This window comes from Nonomuraea sp. NPDC050227, assembly GCF_044459705.1.
GTDB lineage: Bacteria > Actinomycetota > Actinomycetes > Streptosporangiales > Streptosporangiaceae > Nonomuraea.
The window spans coordinates 32,652-49,013 of record NZ_JBITJF010000022.1 but is presented as its reverse complement, the minus strand read 5'-3'; the positions used below and the strand labels follow the sequence as shown (position 1 = coordinate 49,013).

The window sequence follows — 16,362 nt, the reverse complement described above, 5'->3', positions numbered from 1 at the left end:
CCCGCCTCCCGTCCGGGGGGCGGGCGTCGCTGTTAGGTTCCGGGCATGAGCTCTTCACCTCATGACCACCCCCTGCCCCCGCCGCGCGTCGAAGAGGTCTCCGAGGGCGTCTACGCCTACGTCCAGCCCGACGGGAGCTGGTGGATCAACAACACCGGCTTCCTGGCCGGGCGGCGCGGCGTGATCTGCGTGGACGCCTGCTCGACCGAGCGCCGCACCCGCGACCTGCGGGCGGCCGTCGGCAAGGTCAGCAGCGGGCCGATCACCACGCTGGTCAACACCCACCACCACGGCGACCACACCTTCGGCAACTGGCTGTTCCCCGAGGCCACGATCGTCGGGCACGAGGGCGTACGCGCCCAGATCCTGGCCGACGGGGTCCCGGCGTACCGGGGGGCCTGGTCGCCGGAGGTGGTGTGGGGGGCGATGGAGGTCGCGCCGCCGTTCCTGACGTACACCGAGGGGGTCACCCTCCACTCCGACGACCTGCGCTGCGAGGTGCGGCACGTCGGGCCGGCCGCGCACACGACCAACGACTCGATCGTGTGGATCCCGGAGCGGCGGGTGCTGTTCTCCGGCGACCTGGTCTTCAACGGCGGCACGCCGTTCGTCCTGATGGGCTCGGTGGCCGGGACGATCGCCGCCCTGGACACGCTCAGGGCGCTGGGCGCGCAGACGATCGTCCCCGGACACGGCGAGGTGTGCGGGCCCGAGGTCTACGACCGGGTCGAGGGCTACCTGCGGTTCGTCCAGGAGACCGCCCGGCGGGGCCACGCGGCGGGCCGGACGCCCCTGGAGGCGGCGCGGGAGACCGACCTCGGCGAGTGGGGCGCGCTGCTCGACCCCGAACGGATCGTGGGCAATCTCCACCGCGCCTACGCCGAGCTGGACGGCCGCCCGCCGGGCGCGCCGATCGACGTCGGCGCGGCCGTCCAGGACATGATCGCCTACAACGGCGGGCGGCCACTGTCCTGTCTCGCCTGACGCGGCGGGGGTGTGATCACCGATACCCGGGTATGACCGTGGGCACATCTCGCCTTTGCCTGGAGGTCGTCATGGGTGTCGGGGTCAGCATCTTCTTCCTCACGCTCGGCGCCATCCTGCGGTTCGCCATCGAACCCGACGTGTTCGGCCAGAGCGTGCACATGGACATCGTCGGCGTCATCTTCATGATCGTCGGAGGCGTGGGCGTCGTGCTCAGCATCGTGCTCGCGCCCCGGCGCGGGCGCACCTCCGAGGACCGGCTGATGCACCGCGAGAACCACCCGCCCGAGCTCTAGAGGCTGAGCTGCACGGCGGCGCGCGTCGCCAGGATCGGCTTGATGTACTCCGCGATCACGGCCTGGTGCCGGGGATGGTCGCGGTAGATCACGAAGTCGTCCACGCTGTCGAGGTCGGCGACCACGGCGAACTCGTGGTTGCCGGGGGTGATGCCGGCGTCGGGCCCCACCGTGTACGCCCGTAGCTGCGGGATCTCGCCCGGCAGCTTGCGCAGCTCGGTCGCGACCGCGGCCTTCTGCTCGTCGGTGGCGTCGTCGGCCCAGGTGAACAGCACAATGTGACGGATCATGCGCCAACCCTATCGACACACGCCCGTCGGCGGAGTTATTCTCAAATCGAGATTGACTCGAACTGAGAAGGACTTGGGAATGGAAGAGTTCCTGGCGGGCTACAACCCCCGGCTCTACGCGCCGGTCGCGGTCACCGTCGACGTGGTGGCGCTGACCATCCGCGACCGGCGGCTGCACGTCCTGATCGTCGAGCGCGGCGTGGAGCCGTACGCGGGCCGCTGGGCCCTGCCCGGCGGTTTCATCAAGCCGGACGAGGACCTGGCCGAGGCGGCGGTGCGCGAGCTGGCCGAGGAGACCGGCGTGGCCACCCGCCCGGCGCACATCGAGCAGCTGGCCAGCTACGGCGGCCCCGGCCGCGACCCCCGCATGCGGGTGGTGTCGATCTCCTACCTCGCCTTCGCCCCCGACCTGCCCGACCCCAGGCCCGGCACGGACGCCGCCGCGGCCGTCTGGCACCCGGTCGACGACGTGCCGCCGCTCGCCTTCGACCACGCCCGCATCCTGGCCGACGGCGTCGAACGGGCCCGGTCGAAGCTGGAGTACACGCCGCTGGCCACGGCCTTCGCCGGGGCCGAGTTCACCGTCTCCGAGCTGCGGCTGATCTACGAGACCGTGTGGGGCACGCCGCTGCACGCGGGCAACTTCCACCGCAAGGTCCTGTCCGTCCCCGGGTTCGTCGAGAGCACCGGCCAGACCACCGAGACCGGCGGCCCCAGAGGCGGCCCGCGGGCCAAGCTCTACCGCGCGGGCGACGCCCGGCTGCTCCACCCCGCGCTGCTGCGGCCCGCCAGGGAGGAGGAGGTGCGGTGAACACCGAGCGGGCGGCGGCGATCGTCATGGGGGCGCGATCGGCCCAGGAGCTCTTCGCCGGCGGGTCCGCGGCCCGCGTCTACCGGCGGCTGGCCAGGGCGCTGCATCCCGACCTCGCGCCGGGCGGCGAGGAGGCGTTCAAGCGGCTGGTCGCGCTCTGGGAGACCTACCACCGGGGCCGGCGGGTCGGCTCCTTCCTGGTCGGGCCGCCGCTGCACAAGGGCGGCACCGCCGTGCTCTACCCGGCCGGGCGCGGCGCCGAGCGCGACTCGCTGCTCAAGGTGGCCCGCGATCCGGCCGCCGACCGGCTGCTGGTCCGCGAGGCCGCCGCGCTGCGGAAGATCGCGGCCGACGGCGACCCGCGCTTCCTGCCGTACGTCCCCCGCCTCGTCGCGAGCTTCCGCTACCGCGCCGGCGAGGTGGTCCGGCAGGCGAACGTGGTCAGCCGGGCGCCCGCCGGGTTCGTCACCCTCGACCGCGCCGGCACCGGCCTCGACCCGCGCGACGTGGCCTGGATCTGGCGGCGGCTGCTCGTGGCCGCCGGGCTCGCCCACCGGGCCGGCGTCGCGCACGGCGCCGTGCTCCCCCGCCACGTCCTCATCCATCCGCTCGACCACGGGCTCGTGCTGGTCGACTGGTGCCACGGCGACCGGCTCGACGAGCGCGCCGACATCGCCGCGCTGACCCGGTGCGTCGACCACCTGATGGGCGAGTGCCCGCGCCGGATGCGCGCCTTCGTCCGCGGCTGCCTGCTGCGCCCGCCGTCCGACGCGTGGGAGCTGCTGCGCGAGCTGGACGACCTGCTCGACGACCTCTACGGACCCCGTACGTACCGTCCGCTCCACCTTTGAGGGAGGCTGCCATGGGCAGCGGAATCTGGTCCACGAACGTCTACGACTCCGCCGCGCGCTACCGCGCGGCCACCGGCTCCAGCGCCTTCGCCTACAGCGACGGCGGAGCCCGGCGCGTCCACCCCGACCTCGACCCCTTCGGCGTGACGCGGGAGAGCCGCGACTCGGCCGAGCACCCCGACTCGCTGGCCATCGCCGTGCTCTTCGACGTGACCGGCTCGATGCGCGCGATCCCCCGCACGCTGCAGACCCGCCTGCCCGACCTGCTCGGGCTGCTGCTGCGCAAGGGGTACGCCACCGACCCGCAGATCATGTTCGGCGCGATCGGCGACGCCACCTGCGACCGGGCGCCGCTGCAGGTCGGCCAGTTCGAGTCCGACAACCGCATGGACGACCAGCTCGGCCTGATCCTGCTGGAGGGCGGCGGCGGCGGGCAGAAGCGCGAGTCCTACGAGCTGGCCATGTACTTCATGGCCAGGCACACCTCCATCGACTGCCACGACAAGCGCGGCAGGCGCGGCTACCTGTTCGTCATCGGCGACGAGATGCCCTACCAGCGGGTGTCCAGGAACCACGTCAAGGACCTCGTCGGCGACCGGCTGACCGCGCCCCTCGGGGTGGACGACGTCGTGGCCGAGCTGACCCGCAAGTACGACGTCTACTTCATCCTCCCGCAGGGGGCCAGCTACGCCGGCGACCCCGAGGTGCTGGACTCCTGGCGCCGTCTGCTCGGCCAGAACGTGCTGGAGCTGGACGACCTCGACGCCGTGTGCGAGACGATCGCGCTCACCGTCGGGCTCGGCGAGGACGCGATCGGCCTGGACGAGGGCCTTGAGGACCTGGCCGAGCTGGGCTCGACGGCCGGCGCGTCGGTGTCGCGGGCCCTGGCCAGGCTCGACCGCGGCACGGTCGTCACCGCCGAGCCGCTCGACGGGCTCGACAGCGGACTCGGGGGCGGGCTGGGCGGCGGGCTGGGCGGGCTCCGGGCGTGAACGAGCACCTGGTCGTCGTCGACCTCGGGTACGGCGACGCCGGCAAGGGCACGGTCGTGGACTGGGCGTGCGCCACGCTGCCCGTCCACGCCGTGGTCCGGTTCAACGGGGGCGCCCAGGCGGGGCACAACGTCGTCCTGGACGACGGGCGGCACCACACGTTCGCGCAGTTCGGCGCCGGGACGTTCCGGGGGGTTCGCACGCATCTCTCGCGGTTCGTGGTGGTCGATCCGCTGGCGTTGTCGGCCGAGGCGGAGCACCTGGCCCGGCTCGGCGTGCCCGACCCCTTCGGGCTGCTCACGGTGGACCGGGACTGCCTGCTGGCGACGCCGTACCACGTCGAGGCCGGGCGCAGGCGGGAGCTGGCGCGCGGGGAGGCGCGGCACGGGTCCTGCGGGATGGGCGTCGGGGAGACGATGGCGTACCACCTGGAGCACGGCGCGCTCGCGCCCCGGGCGGGCGACCCGCCGCGCGAGCTGACGCGCAAGCTGACCGTGCTGCGGGAGGCGCTGGGGGTCGAGGGGCCGCCGGTGGCCGACTGCGTGGCCGTCTACCGGGCGTTCGCCGAGCGGGTGCGGCTGGTGGACTCGTCGTACACCGCCGGGCTGGTCAGGCGGGGGCCGGTGGTGTTCGAGGGCGCGCAGGGCGTGCTGCTGGACGAGCGATGGGGGTTCGACCCGTACACGACGTGGAGCACGACGACCTTCGCCAACGCCTTGGAACTGCTGGACGGGTCCGGGGCGGCGCGGCTCGGCGTGCTGCGGACCTACACCACCCGGCACGGCCCCGGCCCGCTGGTGACCGAGGACCCCGGCCTGGAGCTGCCCGAGCCGCACAACGTGACCGGGCCGTGGCAGGGGGCCTTCCGCCGCGGGCACTTCGACGCGGTCGCCCACCGGTACGCGGCCGAGGCGGCCGGCGGCGTGGACGGTCTCGCGCTCACCCACCTCGACGCGGACGTCACCCGCATGTGCGTGCGCTACGACCGGCCCGTCACGTTCGCCGAGCCGGACCGTACGGCCCGGCTGCTGCGGGCGACGCCGGTCTACGAGGAGGGTGTATCAGACTGGCCCGCGGCGGTCTCTCATGTCGTGGGCGCGCCCGTGTGGCTGGAGTCGTACGGCCCCCGCGCGCGGGACAAGAAGGCGCCCTGGCCGAGCCTGCGGTGACCGCCGGGGAGAGGGGTCCTCCCGGCGGTCGCCGCCCGGCTTCGGCCCGGCGTCGGCCCGGTTTCAGCCCGGTTTCAGCTCCAGGCGAGCATGCGGAGCGGGTCCTCCAGCATCGCGCCGACGTCGCGCAGGAACATCGAGCCCAGCTCGCCGTCGACGATCCGGTGGTCGAAACTGAGCGCGAGGGTGGTCACCTTGCGCACCGCCAGCTCGCCGTCCACCACCCACGGCATGTCCCTGACCTGGCCGAAGGCCAGGATGGCGGACTCGCCCGGGTTGAGGATGGGGGTGCCGGCGTCGACGCCGAACACGCCCACGTTGGTGATGGTGATCGTCCCGCCCGCCATCTCGGCCGGCTGGGTGCGGCCCGCCCTGGCCGTCTCCGCCAGCGCGCCCAGTTGCCTGGCCAGCTCGGGGAGCGGGAGGGCGTGGGCGTCCTTGATGTTGGGCACGACGAGGCCGCGCGGGGTGGCGGCGGCGATGCCCAGGTTCACGTAGTGCTTGACCACGATCTCCTGGGCCGCCTCGTCCCAGGACGAGTTGATCATCGGGTAGCGCCTGACCCCGGTGAGCAGGGCCCGGCAGACCAGCAACAGCGGGGAGACCTTGACCTCGGCGAAGTCGGGCAGGGCCCGCAGCCGCCGGACCGCCTCCATGGTCTCCGTCACGTCCACCTGGAGGAACTCGGTGACGTGCGGGGCCGTGAAGGCGCTGGCCACCATCGCCTGGGCGGTCATCTTGCGCACGCCCTTGACGGGGACGCGCTCCTCCCGCCGCTGGGGCTCGGCCTGCCGGACGGGCTCGGGCGCGGCCTGAAGACCACCCTGGAGACCGCCCTGCGCGGCGGCGTGCACGTCGTCGCGAGTGATGGAGCCCTGGGGGCCGGTGCCGGTGAGCGTGGCGAGGTCGACGCCCAGGTCCTTGGCCAGCTTGCGGACCGGCGGCTTGGCCAGCACGGCCACGCGCCCGGAACCGGCGACCACTCCGGCGGCCGGCGCGGCGGCGGGGACGGGCTCGGCCGGGCGGGCCGTCGGGGCCGGGCCGGGCACCTCCACGCGGGCCGGGTTGGCCACCGGCGCGGCCGGGATCGGCTCCGCCGGCTGCTTGCGGGGACGGCGCTTGGAGGCGCCGGTCTTGACCCCGTAACCCACCAGGACCGCCTGCCGCTCCTCCTTGGGCGCGGGGCTGCCGTGGGCGCCGGGCTCGACCGCGCCCTCCTCCGGCGGCTTGGGAACCATGTCGTCGGCCAGCGCCTTGAGGCCCTGGTCAACGGGGCCCTGGTCGGCACGGCTCTGGCCGGCGGGGCCCTGGTCGGCGCCGCCCGCCTCGCCGCCGGTGTCCACGGCGACGATCGGCGTGCCGACGTCGACCGTGCGGCCCTCCTCGACCAGCACGCCCGCGACCACGCCGTCCCAGGGGATCGGCAGCTCGACGATGGACTTGGCGGTCTCGATCTCCACCACGATCTGGTTGACCTTGACCTCGTCGCCCGGCCGCACATGCCAGCGGACGATCTCGGCCTCGGTCAGCCCCTCCCCGACGTCGGGAAGCTTGAACTCGCGTCGCATGGAAGCGCGTCCCCCTTTCAGAACCCGAAGGCGCGGTCGACGGCGTGCAGCACCCGGTCCAGGTCGGGCAGGTAGTGCTCTTCGAGCTTCGACGGCGGGTAGGGGGTGGAGAAGCCGCCGACCCGCAGGACGGGCGACTCCAGGTGGTAGAAGCACTGCTCGGTGATCCGGGCCGCCAGCTCGGCGCCGAAGCCGCTGTAGACGGGCGCCTCGTGGACCACGACCACCCGGCCGGTGCGGCGGACGGACTCCATGACCAGCGGCTCGTCCAGCGGATTGAGCGAGCGCAGGTCGATCACCTCCAGCGAGCGGCCGTCGTCCTCGGCGGCCGCGGCGGCCTCCAGGCAGGTCTTGACCATCGGGCCGTAGGCCAGCAGCGTGACGTCGGAGCCGGGCCGTACGACCGTGGCCTTGTCGAACGGCGTCCACCAGTCGGTCGAGGCCGTGTCGATGTCGGCCTTCTCCCAGTAGCGGCGCTTGGGCTCGAAGAAGATGACCGGGTCGTCGCTCCGGATGGCCTGCTGGATCATGGTGTAGGCGTCGGCCGGGTTAGAGCAGGCCACCACGCGCAGGCCGGCCGTGTGCGCGAAGTACGCCTCGGGCGACTCGCTGTGGTGCTCGACCGCGCCGATGCCGCCGCCGCACGGGATGCGCACGACGACGGGCAGCTTGATCGCGCCGAGCGAGCGCATCGGCATCTTGGCGAGCTGCGTGATGATCTGGTCGGCCGCCGGGAACACGAACCCGTCGAACTGGATCTCGCACACCGGCCGGTAGCCGCGCAGCGCCAGGCCGATCGCGGTGCCGATGATGCCGGACTCGGCGAGCGGCGTGTCGATGACCCGGTCTTCGCCGAAGTCCTTCTGCAGACCGTCGGTGACGCGGAACACGCCGCCGAGCTTGCCGACGTCCTCGCCCATGATGAGGACCTTGGGGTCGTCCTCCATGGCGCGGCGCATGCCCTCGTTAAGCGCCTTGGACAGGCTCAACACCGTCATTTCTCGAAGCCCTCCAAGTAGGCGGCGAACTGAGCGCGCTCTCCGTCGATGAGCGCGTGGGGCTCGCGATAGACGTGGTCGAAGATATCGAGCGGCTCGGGGTCGGGCATCGCCAGGCACCGCCTGCGCAGGTCGGCGCCGAGCTGGTCGGCCTCGGCGGTCACGGCGTCGAAGAAGCCCTGGTCGGCCAGCTCGTTGCGGAACAGGTACGACTTGACCCGCTCGATCGGGTCCTTCAGCTTCCACGCCTCCAGCTCGCTGGCCACCCGGTAGCGGGTCGGGTCGTCGGTCGTGGTGTGGGCGCCCATCCGGTACGTGAACGCCTCGATCAGCGTCGGCCCCTGGCCCGTACGGGCGGCTTCGAGCGCCTTCCTGGTCACCGCGAGGCAGGCGAACACGTCGTTGCCGTCGACCCTGATGCCCGGGAAGCCGAAGCCCGAGGCCCGGCGGTAGAGGGGGATGCGGCTCTGCTTCTCCAGCGGCTCGGAGATGGCCCACTGGTTGTTCTGGCAGAAGAAGACGACGGGCGCGTTGAACACGCTGGCCCAGATGAACGACTCGTTGACGTCGCCCTGGCTGGTGGCGCCGTCGCCGAAGTAGACGATCGTGGCGGCGGAGGCGTCGTCGCGCTGGATGCCCATGGCGTAGCCGACCGCGTGCAGGGTCTGGCTGCCGATCACGATCGTGTACAGGTGGAAGTTGTGCTCCTCGGGGTCCCAGCCCCCGTGGTTGACGCCCCTGAACAGGCCGAGCAGCTTCACCGGGTCGACGTCGCGGCACCAGGCGACGCCGTGCTCGCGGTAGGTGGGGAAGGCCATGTCGGAGTCGGTGAGCGCGCGGCCCGAGCCGATCTGGGCGGCCTCCTGGCCGAGCAGCGAGGCCCAGATGCCCAGCTCGCCCTGCCGCTGCAGCGCCACGGCCTCCAGGTCGATGCGCCGGACGAGCACCAGGTCGCGGTAGAGCGACCTGACCTCTTCGGGCGTCAGGTCTATGTCGTAGTCGGGATGCTCGACCCTCACTCCTTCGGGGGTGAGCAACTGCACGAGCTCAGGGGGTGCTTCGGCACCACGAGAGGCGTCGACTGTCACGTGCCGCTCCTGTGCGATCGGGGCCGGTGTCGATGGGGTCGCCACCTGAGGCCAGCCGTGTGTGCGTGCGAACCATGTGGTGGTGGTTCATACGCGTTTGGGGACATCGTGGCAGACGTCACAGCACTCCGCGCAAGCCCCATGTCCTCCCCGTTCCCGTTGTGTTGACGGCCATGCGCGCCGGTAGGCTTGCTTTCCCAAGCACCCACTCCACCCAGGAGGAACGTAGTGGCGCGCGTCATCGTCGACGTCATGCTCAAGCCCGAGATCCTCGACCCGCAGGGCCAGGCCATCGCCAGGGCGCTGCCCAGGCTCGGTTTCTCCGGCGTCTCGGCGGTCCGTCAGGGCAAGCGGTTCGAGGTCGAGCTGGAGGGCCCGGCCGACGAGGCGGCCCTCGACGAGGTACGGAAGATGGCCGAGACACTCCTGGCCAACACCGTGATCGAGGACTACAGCGTCCGGGTTGAGGGGTAGAAGGCACATTTGATGCCTGGTTTTACCCCTGGTGAGTTAAAGTCGCGTTCGGGCATGCCACAATGCCACGGGCGTGCCAACACTAAATAACAACAACGTGATTTTGCGGTTAGCCCCGATTTCACAGGGAAACCTACTCCAGGTGACATTCCGGAGCCCGGAGGAGTCCGGTGGATATTGAGTTCTCGTTGGCGCTGCCTCGGGATGCGATCGGCATACCGATGGTCAGGCGAGTGCTTGGCGACGCGATGCGGTCACTCAACGTGAGTGAGACCTGCATCGCCGACATGCTGCTCGCCGTCTCCGAGGCGTGCTCCAACGCGGTGCGACACGGCGGCCCCGCCAACCGTTACGAGGTCTCGGCGTCGATCGGCTACGGCCGCTGCGACGTGCGCGTCGCCGACAACGGCGACGGCCTCCCGTCGATGCCGCTGCACTTCCCTCCGCCGGACACCGAGAACGGCCGCGGCCTGCTCATCATGCGGTCCGTGGTGGACGAGATCTCCTTCGGCACCACGCCCGGCCGCGGCACGACGGTCCACCTGCGCAAGACGCTCGCCTGGGACGACGAGGCCGAGGGCGCCCGTCACCGCGAGCTGGCCGCCGTCTGACCGCCGTCCGACCCGCTGCCCGGAACACAGCCGCGCACCCGATAATCTGAGTACACCGCCGTAGACCGCCGTCCGCCCCCAAAGAGACGGTGGCACGCGCGTGCGCATTCCTCGGAGGGGACGACTGTCATGAGCGCTGCCCGTGTGGGCGTAGTCACGTTTCCAGGAACTCTCGACGACCAGGACGCCGCCAGAGCCGTGCGCCTCGTGGGCGCGCAGGCGGTCCCGCTGTGGCACGCCGACCACGACCTGAAGGGAGTCGACGCCGTCTTCCTGCCCGGCGGCTTCTCCTACGGCGACTACCTGCGGTGCGGCGCGATCTCCAAGTTCGCCCCGCTGATGGACGAGCTCGTCCCGGCCGCCAAGGCCGGTCTGCCGGTCATCGGCACCTGCAACGGCTTCCAGATCCTCTGCGAGGCCCACCTGCTGCCCGGCGCGCTCACCCGCAACGCCTCGCTCCACTACGTCTGCCGCGACCAGCGGCTCACGGTGGAGCAGACCGCCACCGCCTGGACCGGCTCCTTCGAGCGCGGCCAGGAGATCGTGCTGCCGGTCAAGCACGGCGAGGGCCGTTACGTCGCCTCGGAGGAGACGCTGGCCGAGCTGGAGTCCGGCGGCCACGTCGTCGTGCGTTACGCCGGGGGCAACCCCAACGGCTCGCTCAACGACATCGCCGGCATCCGCAACGAGGCGGGCAACGTGGTCGGCCTCATGCCGCACCCCGAGCACGCCGTGGAGGAGCTGGTCGGAGCGCCGAGCACCGACGGGCTCGGCTTCTTCACGTCCATCCTGAAGAATCTGGTGAACGCATGAGCACCGACAACGTCAAGCGGGCCGCCGAGACCCCCGACGAGCCGATGCCCTTCGCCGAGCTGGGGATGAAGCAGGACGAGTACGACCGGGTCAAGCAGATCCTGGGTCGCCGTCCCACCGGCTCCGAGCTGGCCATCTACAGCGTCATGTGGTCCGAGCACTGCTCGTACAAGTCGTCCAAGGTGCATCTGCGGCAGTTCGCCACCAAGGCGCCCAAGTCCGAGGCGCTGCTCGTGGGCATGGGCGAGAACGCGGGCGTCGTCGACATCGGCGACGGCTGGGCGGCCACGTTCAAGATCGAGTCGCACAACCACCCGTCCTACGTCGAGCCGCACCAGGGCGCGGCCACCGGCGTCGGCGGGATCGTGCGCGACATCATGTCGATGGGCGCCCGCCCGATCGCCGTCATGGACGCGCTGCGCTTCGGCGGCGCCGACGCCGTGGACACCCGGCGGGTGCTGCCCGGCGTGGTCGAGGGCATCAGCCACTACGGCAACTGCCTGGGCCTGCCCAACATCGGCGGCGAGGTCGTCTTCGACCCCTGCTACATCGGCAACCCCCTGGTCAACGCGCTGTGCGTCGGCCTGCTGCGCAAAGACCAGATCAAGCTGGCCACCGCGCCGGGGCCGGGCAACCAGGTCGTGCTGTTCGGCGCGTCCACGGGTCCCGACGGCATCGGCGGCGCGTCCGTGCTGGCCTCGGCGACGTTCGAGGACGAGTCGCAGGCCAAGCGGCCCGCCGTGCAGGTGGGCGACCCGTTCATGGAGAAGCTGCTCATCGAGTGCTGCCTGGAGCTCTACGCGGCCGACGTGGTCGTCGGCATCCAGGACCTCGGCGCGGCCGGCGTCTCCTGCGCCACGACCGAGCTGGCCGCCAAGGGCACCGGCGGCATGAAGGTCGACCTCAACCTGGTCCCGCTCCGCGACTCCTCGCTCAAGCCCGAGGAGATCCTGATGAGCGAGTCCCAGGAGCGGATGATGGCCGTGGTCCGGCCCGACGACATCCCCGCGTTCATGGCGATCTGCGCCAAGTGGGACGTCCCGGCCACCGTCATCGGCGAGGTCACCGACACCGGCCGCCTGGTCATGACCTGGGACGGCGAGGTCATCGTGGACATCCCGCCGGGCACCGCCGCCGACGAGGGCCCGGTCTACGAGCGTCCCTACCACGAGCCGGCCGGGCAGGCCGCGCTCAACGCCGACACCCCCGACCGGCTGGCGCGCCCCGACGACCTGCGGGCCACCCTGCTGCAGCTCCTCGGCTCGCCCAACCTGGCCTCCAAGGAGTGGGTGACCTCCCAGTACGACCGCTACGTCCGCTCCAACACCGTGCTGGCCCAGCCCGCCGACGCCGGGATGCTGCGCATCTCCGAGGTCATCGCCGGAGCCGAGCCGACGACGCGGGGCATCGCGCTGTCCACCGACGGCAACGGCCGTTACGCCAAGCTCGACCCCTACGCGGGGGCGCAGCTGGCGCTGGCCGAGGCGTACCGGAACGTGGCCGTGACCGGCGCCAAGCCGCTGGCCGTCACCAACTGCCTCAACTTCGGCTCGCCGGAGGACCCCGAGGTGATGTGGCAGTTCGCCGAGGCCGTACGCGGGCTCGCCGACGCCTGCCGCACCCTCGGCGTGCCGGTGACCGGCGGGAACGTCTCCTTCTACAACCAGACGGGCTCGACGGCCATCAACCCCACCCCGGTCGTGGGCGTGCTCGGCGTCATCGACGACGTGGCCAAGCGGGTGCCGTCCGGGTTCACCGCCGAGGGGCTGCGGGTGGTGCTGCTCGGCGACACCGCCGAGGAGTTCGGCGGCTCGGAATGGGCGCACGTGGCCCACCGCCACCTGGGCGGCCTGCCGCCGCACGCCGACCTGGAGGCCGAGCAGGCGCTGGCGACCGTGCTGGTCGAGGCCGCTGCCCGCGGGCTGCTGGAGGGGTCGCACGACCTGTCCGACGGCGGGCTGGCCGTGGCGCTGGCCGAGTCGTGCCTGGCCCGCGGCATCGGGGCCACGGTGGCGCTGAGCGGCGAGCCGTTCACCGACCTGTTCAGCGAGTCGGCGGCGCGGGCCCTGGTCGCGGTGCGGCCGGAGGCGTTCGAGGAGTTCGCGGCGCTGTGCGGGCGGCACGAGGTGCCGTGCTACGGGCTCGGCGTCACCGGCGGGGCGTCGCTGGTGGTCGAGGGCGTGTTCGAGGTGGGGGTCGAGGAGATCCGCGAGACCCACTCGGCGACGCTGCCGGCGCTGTTCGGCTGACGTTCAACGAAAAGGGCCGGTGCGGGGTGATCCCCCGCACCGGCCCTTTCCGCTTTGTCAGACCTTCTTGATGCAGATGACGTACACCTTGCCGGAGACGCTGGTGCCGTTGCCGCCACCGTGGCTCTGGGTGCTCTGGGTGGTCTGCGTGTCGGCGGTGAGGTTGTTGCCGCCGCCGTTGTCGTCCTTGGCGACGGTCACCGTCCAGCCGTTGGCGCCGGGGTAGCTGCCCAGGACTTCGGCGTTCTTCAGGGTGCCGAAGGAGAAGCCGCCGCCGGTGGGGGTGCCGCCGTTGTTGCAGGTTGCGGTCTCCGAGCCGAGGCCGGTGATGGACACGCTGTTGGTGTAGGTGGTGTAGGCGGCGCCGGCGCCGTCCTTGCCGGGCTCACCCTTGGGGCCCTGCGGGCCTTGGGGGCCCGCCGGGCCGCGCTCGCCGTCCTTGCCGGGAAGGCCGTTCTTGCCGTCCTGGCCGTTCTTGCCGGGGAGGCCCTGCTTGCCGTCGTCGCCCTTGGGGCCCTGGGGGCCCGCCGGGCCGCGCTCGCCGTCCTTGCCGTCCTGGCCGTTCTTGCCAGGCAGGCCGTCCTTGCCGTCCTTGCCAGGCAGGCCGTCCTTGCCGTCCTTGCCGGGGAGGCCGGGCTTGCCCTGGGGGCCCACCGGACCCGTCTCGCCCTGCGGGCCCTGCTTGCCCTGGGGGCCCTGGTCGCCCTTGGGGCCGGACGTGCCGCCGTTCAGCTGCGTCGTGCTGCCGCCGATCACGATGCGCTCTTCGGTCTTGCGGCACGGCGTGGTCGGGTTGACGATGCGGACGTACCGCGTCTTCTTGTGCACGCAGGCGTACACCTCGCTCGCCGCCGACGAGGCGGTGGCCACGCCACCGACGGCGAGGAGCGAGGCGGCGAGCGCTCCGACAGTGGCGAGGGTGAGCGTACGCCCACCGCGAACGTTGATAGCCACGGCTTTCCTTCCAGGAAACAAGTGATGCTCATGTGGTGCATGAGATTCACGTTTCGACCGTTCCAAAGGTTGGCAGAAACTACATAACGTATTTGTCACGAAACGGAGGGTTACTGACCGGATTGACCGACTGTCGCCGTCGTAGTGGGTAAAAGGACGCATTGGCGGCGGCGATCCCGCGTGCATAATCGGGTCTGTGCCCAGCACCTACCTGCCGCCGGCCACGCAGCCCGTCCGAGGCGTGGTCTGGGTCATCCACCTCGCCCTTCCCCTGCTGGGGCTCTGGTTGCTGCTCGCCCAGCCCCACCTCAACGTCGTCTGGCAGCACAACGCGAGCCACTTCTGGATGATCCTCGCGGTGGCCGGGATCAACGTGGCGCTCGGCGGGCTGATCACCGAGGCCGCGCGCCGCCGTCAGGACGCCCGGCTGTTCCTGGTCTCCATGGTGTTCCTCAGCAGCGCGGGCTTCTTCCTCCTGCACGGCCTGGCCACGCCGGGGATCATCCTGCCGACCGGCTCGCTGGGCTTCGACCTGGGGCAGCAGGTGGGGCTCACGATCGCCTCGATGTTCGCGTTCGCCTCGGCCCTGCCGCTGGGCGAGCGGGCGGCCAGGAGCGTGCTCGCGGGGCAGCACTTCGTCCGGGCGGTGTTGTTCGGGTTCATGCTGCTGTGGGCGCTGGTCTCCCTGGTGCCCGAGCTGACCGAGCTCAGTCAGCCGCCGCCGGTCGCGCCGGTGAGCTGGCTGGGCGCGGCCTCGATCCCCGGCGTCCTGCTGTACGGCGCGGCCGGCGTGCTGATGTTCCTGCTCCACCGCCGCCGCCCCTCGGCCATGCTGGTCAGCCTGATCACCGCGTACGCGCTGCTGGCCGAGGCGATGGTCGCCGGGATGTCGCAGCTCAACTGGCACCTGACGTGGTGGGAGTGGCACGCGCTGCTCACCCTCGCCTTCGTGTTCGTGGCCTACAGCGCCTACCTGCAGTTCCGGCGCGAGGGGTCGAGCGCGGGGCTGTTCGACTCGGTGACCCTGGCGGCGACCGTCGCCCGCCTCCAGCAGGACTACGACCAGGCCCTGGAGGAGCTGGTCGAGCACGTACGCCGGGGCGAGCCGCTGGCCGCGGCCCGGTTGTCGGGCAAGTTCCGGCTGAACGAGAGCCAGGCCGCCGTGCTCGACCGGGCCGGGACGGCGCTGGCCCACGAGCGGGAGCTGTCGGAGCGGCTGGCCGCGCTGGTGGCGGTGAGCGCGCAGACCCGCGTGGGCCTGCCGGAGGGCGAGCTGCTGACCACCGCGCTCGACCGGGTCAGGCAGGCGTACGGAGACGTCAAGATCGCACTGGTGTCGGAGGGGAAGACCCAGATCGGCTCGCGCGCGTACGAGTTCGAGGGCGACGGCCCGATCCGCCGCGACCACCGGCTGGCCTACCCGCTCACGGTCAGGGGCCACCTGGCCGGCGTGCTGGAGGTGCCGGTGGGCCGCGGCGGCCACGACGAGGCGCTGGCCGCCACGCTCGCCGGCCAGTTGTCCATCTCGCTGGAGAACGCCCGCCTCTACCAGGAGCTGGACACCCTCTTCCGCCAGTACATGTCGCCCGACGTGGCCAACGCCCTGCTCGCCGACCCGGCGCGGGCGGCGCTCGGCGGCGAGCTGCGGGAGCTGACCGCGCTCTTCGCCGACCTCAAGGGGTTCACCACCTTCTCCGAGCAGGTCGCGCCCGGCGAGATCGTCGAGATGCTCAACCGGTACCACACGGCCGCCGTCCCGTGCGTGCTGAACAACGGCGGCACGATCGTGCAGTTCGTCGGAGACGCGATGCTGGCCCTGTTCAATGCGCCCGCCCCGCAGGCCGGTCACGCCAGGGCGGCCTGCCGGGCCGCGCTGGAAATGCAGCGGGCCGCCGCCGAGGTGGCCGAGGAGATGGCCTGGAAACGCGTCGGCGAGGTGGAGTGGCCGACCTTCCGGGTGGGCGTCAACACCGGCCCCGCGCTGGTCGGCAACATCGGCAGCCCCGAGTTACGCGGCTTCAACGCGATGGGCGACTGCGTCAACGTGGCCGCCAGGCTCCAGGCCCTGGCCGAGCCGGGGACGGTGGTGATCGGCGAGACGACCCTCAGGCAGCTCGGCCGCGACGCCTCGGTGAACGCCCTCGGACGGCTCAGCCTGAAGGGCAGGGAAGAACTCGTGGCCGCGTACGTTCTGACTGGAATGCCATAGAACGG

General features: G+C 71.8%; 16 protein-coding genes. 11 read left to right on the top strand and 5 right to left on the bottom strand.

Annotation, left to right across the window (positions count from 1 at the left end; translation table 11 throughout):
* Positions 1 to 45: 45 nt before the first annotated feature.
* Complete coding sequence (locus ACIBK9_RS51240; protein WP_397166663.1) at positions 46 to 984, top strand: MBL fold metallo-hydrolase; 939 nt, start codon at positions 46 to 48, stop codon at positions 982 to 984.
* Between the two features lie 71 nt (positions 985 to 1,055).
* Entirely contained in the window at positions 1,056 to 1,280 is a 225-nt protein-coding gene (locus ACIBK9_RS51235) for a hypothetical protein (protein ID WP_358302033.1), read from the top strand.
* On the opposite strand, the gene ACIBK9_RS51230 is transcribed toward ACIBK9_RS51235, so the two are convergent.
* A complete protein-coding gene (locus tag ACIBK9_RS51230; RefSeq protein WP_358302030.1) occupies positions 1,277 to 1,570 on the bottom strand; it encodes a Dabb family protein in 294 nt (97 codons plus the stop codon). The genes ACIBK9_RS51235 and ACIBK9_RS51230 overlap by 4 nt on opposite strands.
* Positions 1,571 to 1,649: 79 nt before the next feature.
* Here ACIBK9_RS51230 and ACIBK9_RS51225 point away from each other — a divergent pair, with 79 nt between their 5' ends.
* The 4 genes from ACIBK9_RS51225 to ACIBK9_RS51210 are packed head-to-tail and all read left to right on the top strand — an operon-like array spanning position 1,650 to position 5,393.
* A complete protein-coding gene (locus tag ACIBK9_RS51225; RefSeq protein WP_358302027.1) occupies positions 1,650 to 2,381 on the top strand; it encodes an NUDIX hydrolase in 732 nt (243 codons plus the stop codon).
* Positions 2,378 to 3,232 carry a molecular chaperone DnaJ gene (locus tag ACIBK9_RS51220; RefSeq protein ID WP_397166661.1) on the top strand — a complete coding sequence of 285 codons (855 nt, stop codon included), beginning with the start codon at positions 2,378 to 2,380 and terminating at the stop codon, positions 3,230 to 3,232. The genes ACIBK9_RS51225 and ACIBK9_RS51220 overlap by 4 nt, the downstream gene beginning before the upstream one ends.
* A gap of 11 nt (positions 3,233 to 3,243) precedes the next feature.
* Entirely contained in the window at positions 3,244 to 4,224 is a 981-nt protein-coding gene (locus ACIBK9_RS51215; protein ID WP_397166659.1) for a hypothetical protein, read from the top strand.
* Positions 4,221 to 5,393: an adenylosuccinate synthetase gene (locus tag ACIBK9_RS51210; protein ID WP_397166657.1), complete on the top strand. Its 1,173-nt coding sequence runs from the start codon at positions 4,221 to 4,223 to the stop codon at positions 5,391 to 5,393. Before ACIBK9_RS51215 ends, ACIBK9_RS51210 begins: the two co-directional genes overlap by 4 nt.
* 74 nt (positions 5,394 to 5,467) lie before the next feature.
* Here the strand turns inward: ACIBK9_RS51210 and ACIBK9_RS51205 are convergent, their stop codons facing one another.
* Genes ACIBK9_RS51205 through pdhA form a run of 3 tightly spaced genes read right to left on the bottom strand, consistent with a single transcriptional unit; the run spans position 5,468 to position 9,047 of the window.
* On the bottom strand, positions 5,468 to 6,961 hold the full coding sequence (locus ACIBK9_RS51205; protein WP_397166655.1) for a dihydrolipoamide acetyltransferase family protein: 1,494 nt from the start codon (positions 6,959 to 6,961) through the stop codon (positions 5,468 to 5,470).
* Between the two features lie 17 nt (positions 6,962 to 6,978).
* Complete coding sequence (locus ACIBK9_RS51200; RefSeq protein WP_352320500.1) at positions 6,979 to 7,959, bottom strand: alpha-ketoacid dehydrogenase subunit beta; 981 nt, start codon at positions 7,957 to 7,959, stop codon at positions 6,979 to 6,981.
* On the bottom strand, positions 7,956 to 9,047 hold the full coding sequence (pdhA, locus tag ACIBK9_RS51195) for a pyruvate dehydrogenase (acetyl-transferring) E1 component subunit alpha (protein ID WP_352361056.1): 1,092 nt from the start codon (positions 9,045 to 9,047) through the stop codon (positions 7,956 to 7,958). Before pdhA ends, ACIBK9_RS51200 begins: the two co-directional genes overlap by 4 nt.
* Before the next feature lie 228 nt (positions 9,048 to 9,275).
* Between pdhA and purS the strand changes: the two genes are divergently transcribed.
* From purS to purL, 4 genes are all read left to right on the top strand, one after another.
* Positions 9,276 to 9,521: a phosphoribosylformylglycinamidine synthase subunit PurS gene (gene purS, locus ACIBK9_RS51190; RefSeq protein WP_352320496.1), complete on the top strand. Its 246-nt coding sequence runs from the start codon at positions 9,276 to 9,278 to the stop codon at positions 9,519 to 9,521.
* Positions 9,522 to 9,742: 221 nt separating this feature from the next.
* Positions 9,743 to 10,132 (top strand): ATP-binding protein, encoded by a 390-nt coding sequence (locus ACIBK9_RS51185; protein WP_352361053.1) that lies wholly within the window; start codon positions 9,743 to 9,745, stop codon positions 10,130 to 10,132.
* Between the two features lie 129 nt (positions 10,133 to 10,261).
* Positions 10,262 to 10,945 carry a phosphoribosylformylglycinamidine synthase subunit PurQ gene (gene purQ, locus ACIBK9_RS51180; protein ID WP_352361051.1) on the top strand — a complete coding sequence of 228 codons (684 nt, stop codon included), beginning with the start codon at positions 10,262 to 10,264 and terminating at the stop codon, positions 10,943 to 10,945.
* A complete protein-coding gene (gene purL / locus ACIBK9_RS51175; protein WP_397166652.1) occupies positions 10,942 to 13,194 on the top strand; it encodes a phosphoribosylformylglycinamidine synthase subunit PurL in 2,253 nt (750 codons plus the stop codon). The genes purQ and purL overlap by 4 nt, the downstream gene beginning before the upstream one ends.
* A gap of 57 nt (positions 13,195 to 13,251) precedes the next feature.
* On the opposite strand, the gene ACIBK9_RS51170 is transcribed toward purL, so the two are convergent.
* On the bottom strand, positions 13,252 to 14,148 hold the full coding sequence (locus ACIBK9_RS51170; protein WP_397166650.1) for a hypothetical protein: 897 nt from the start codon (positions 14,146 to 14,148) through the stop codon (positions 13,252 to 13,254).
* 196 nt (positions 14,149 to 14,344) lie between these two features.
* Between ACIBK9_RS51170 and ACIBK9_RS51165 the strand changes: the two genes are divergently transcribed.
* The gene (locus ACIBK9_RS51165) at positions 14,345 to 16,357 is read left to right on the top strand and encodes an adenylate/guanylate cyclase domain-containing protein (protein WP_397166648.1); all 2,013 of its coding nucleotides are present in this window, start codon (positions 14,345 to 14,347) and stop codon (positions 16,355 to 16,357) included.
* The last annotated feature ends 5 nt before the right edge of the window (positions 16,358 to 16,362 follow it).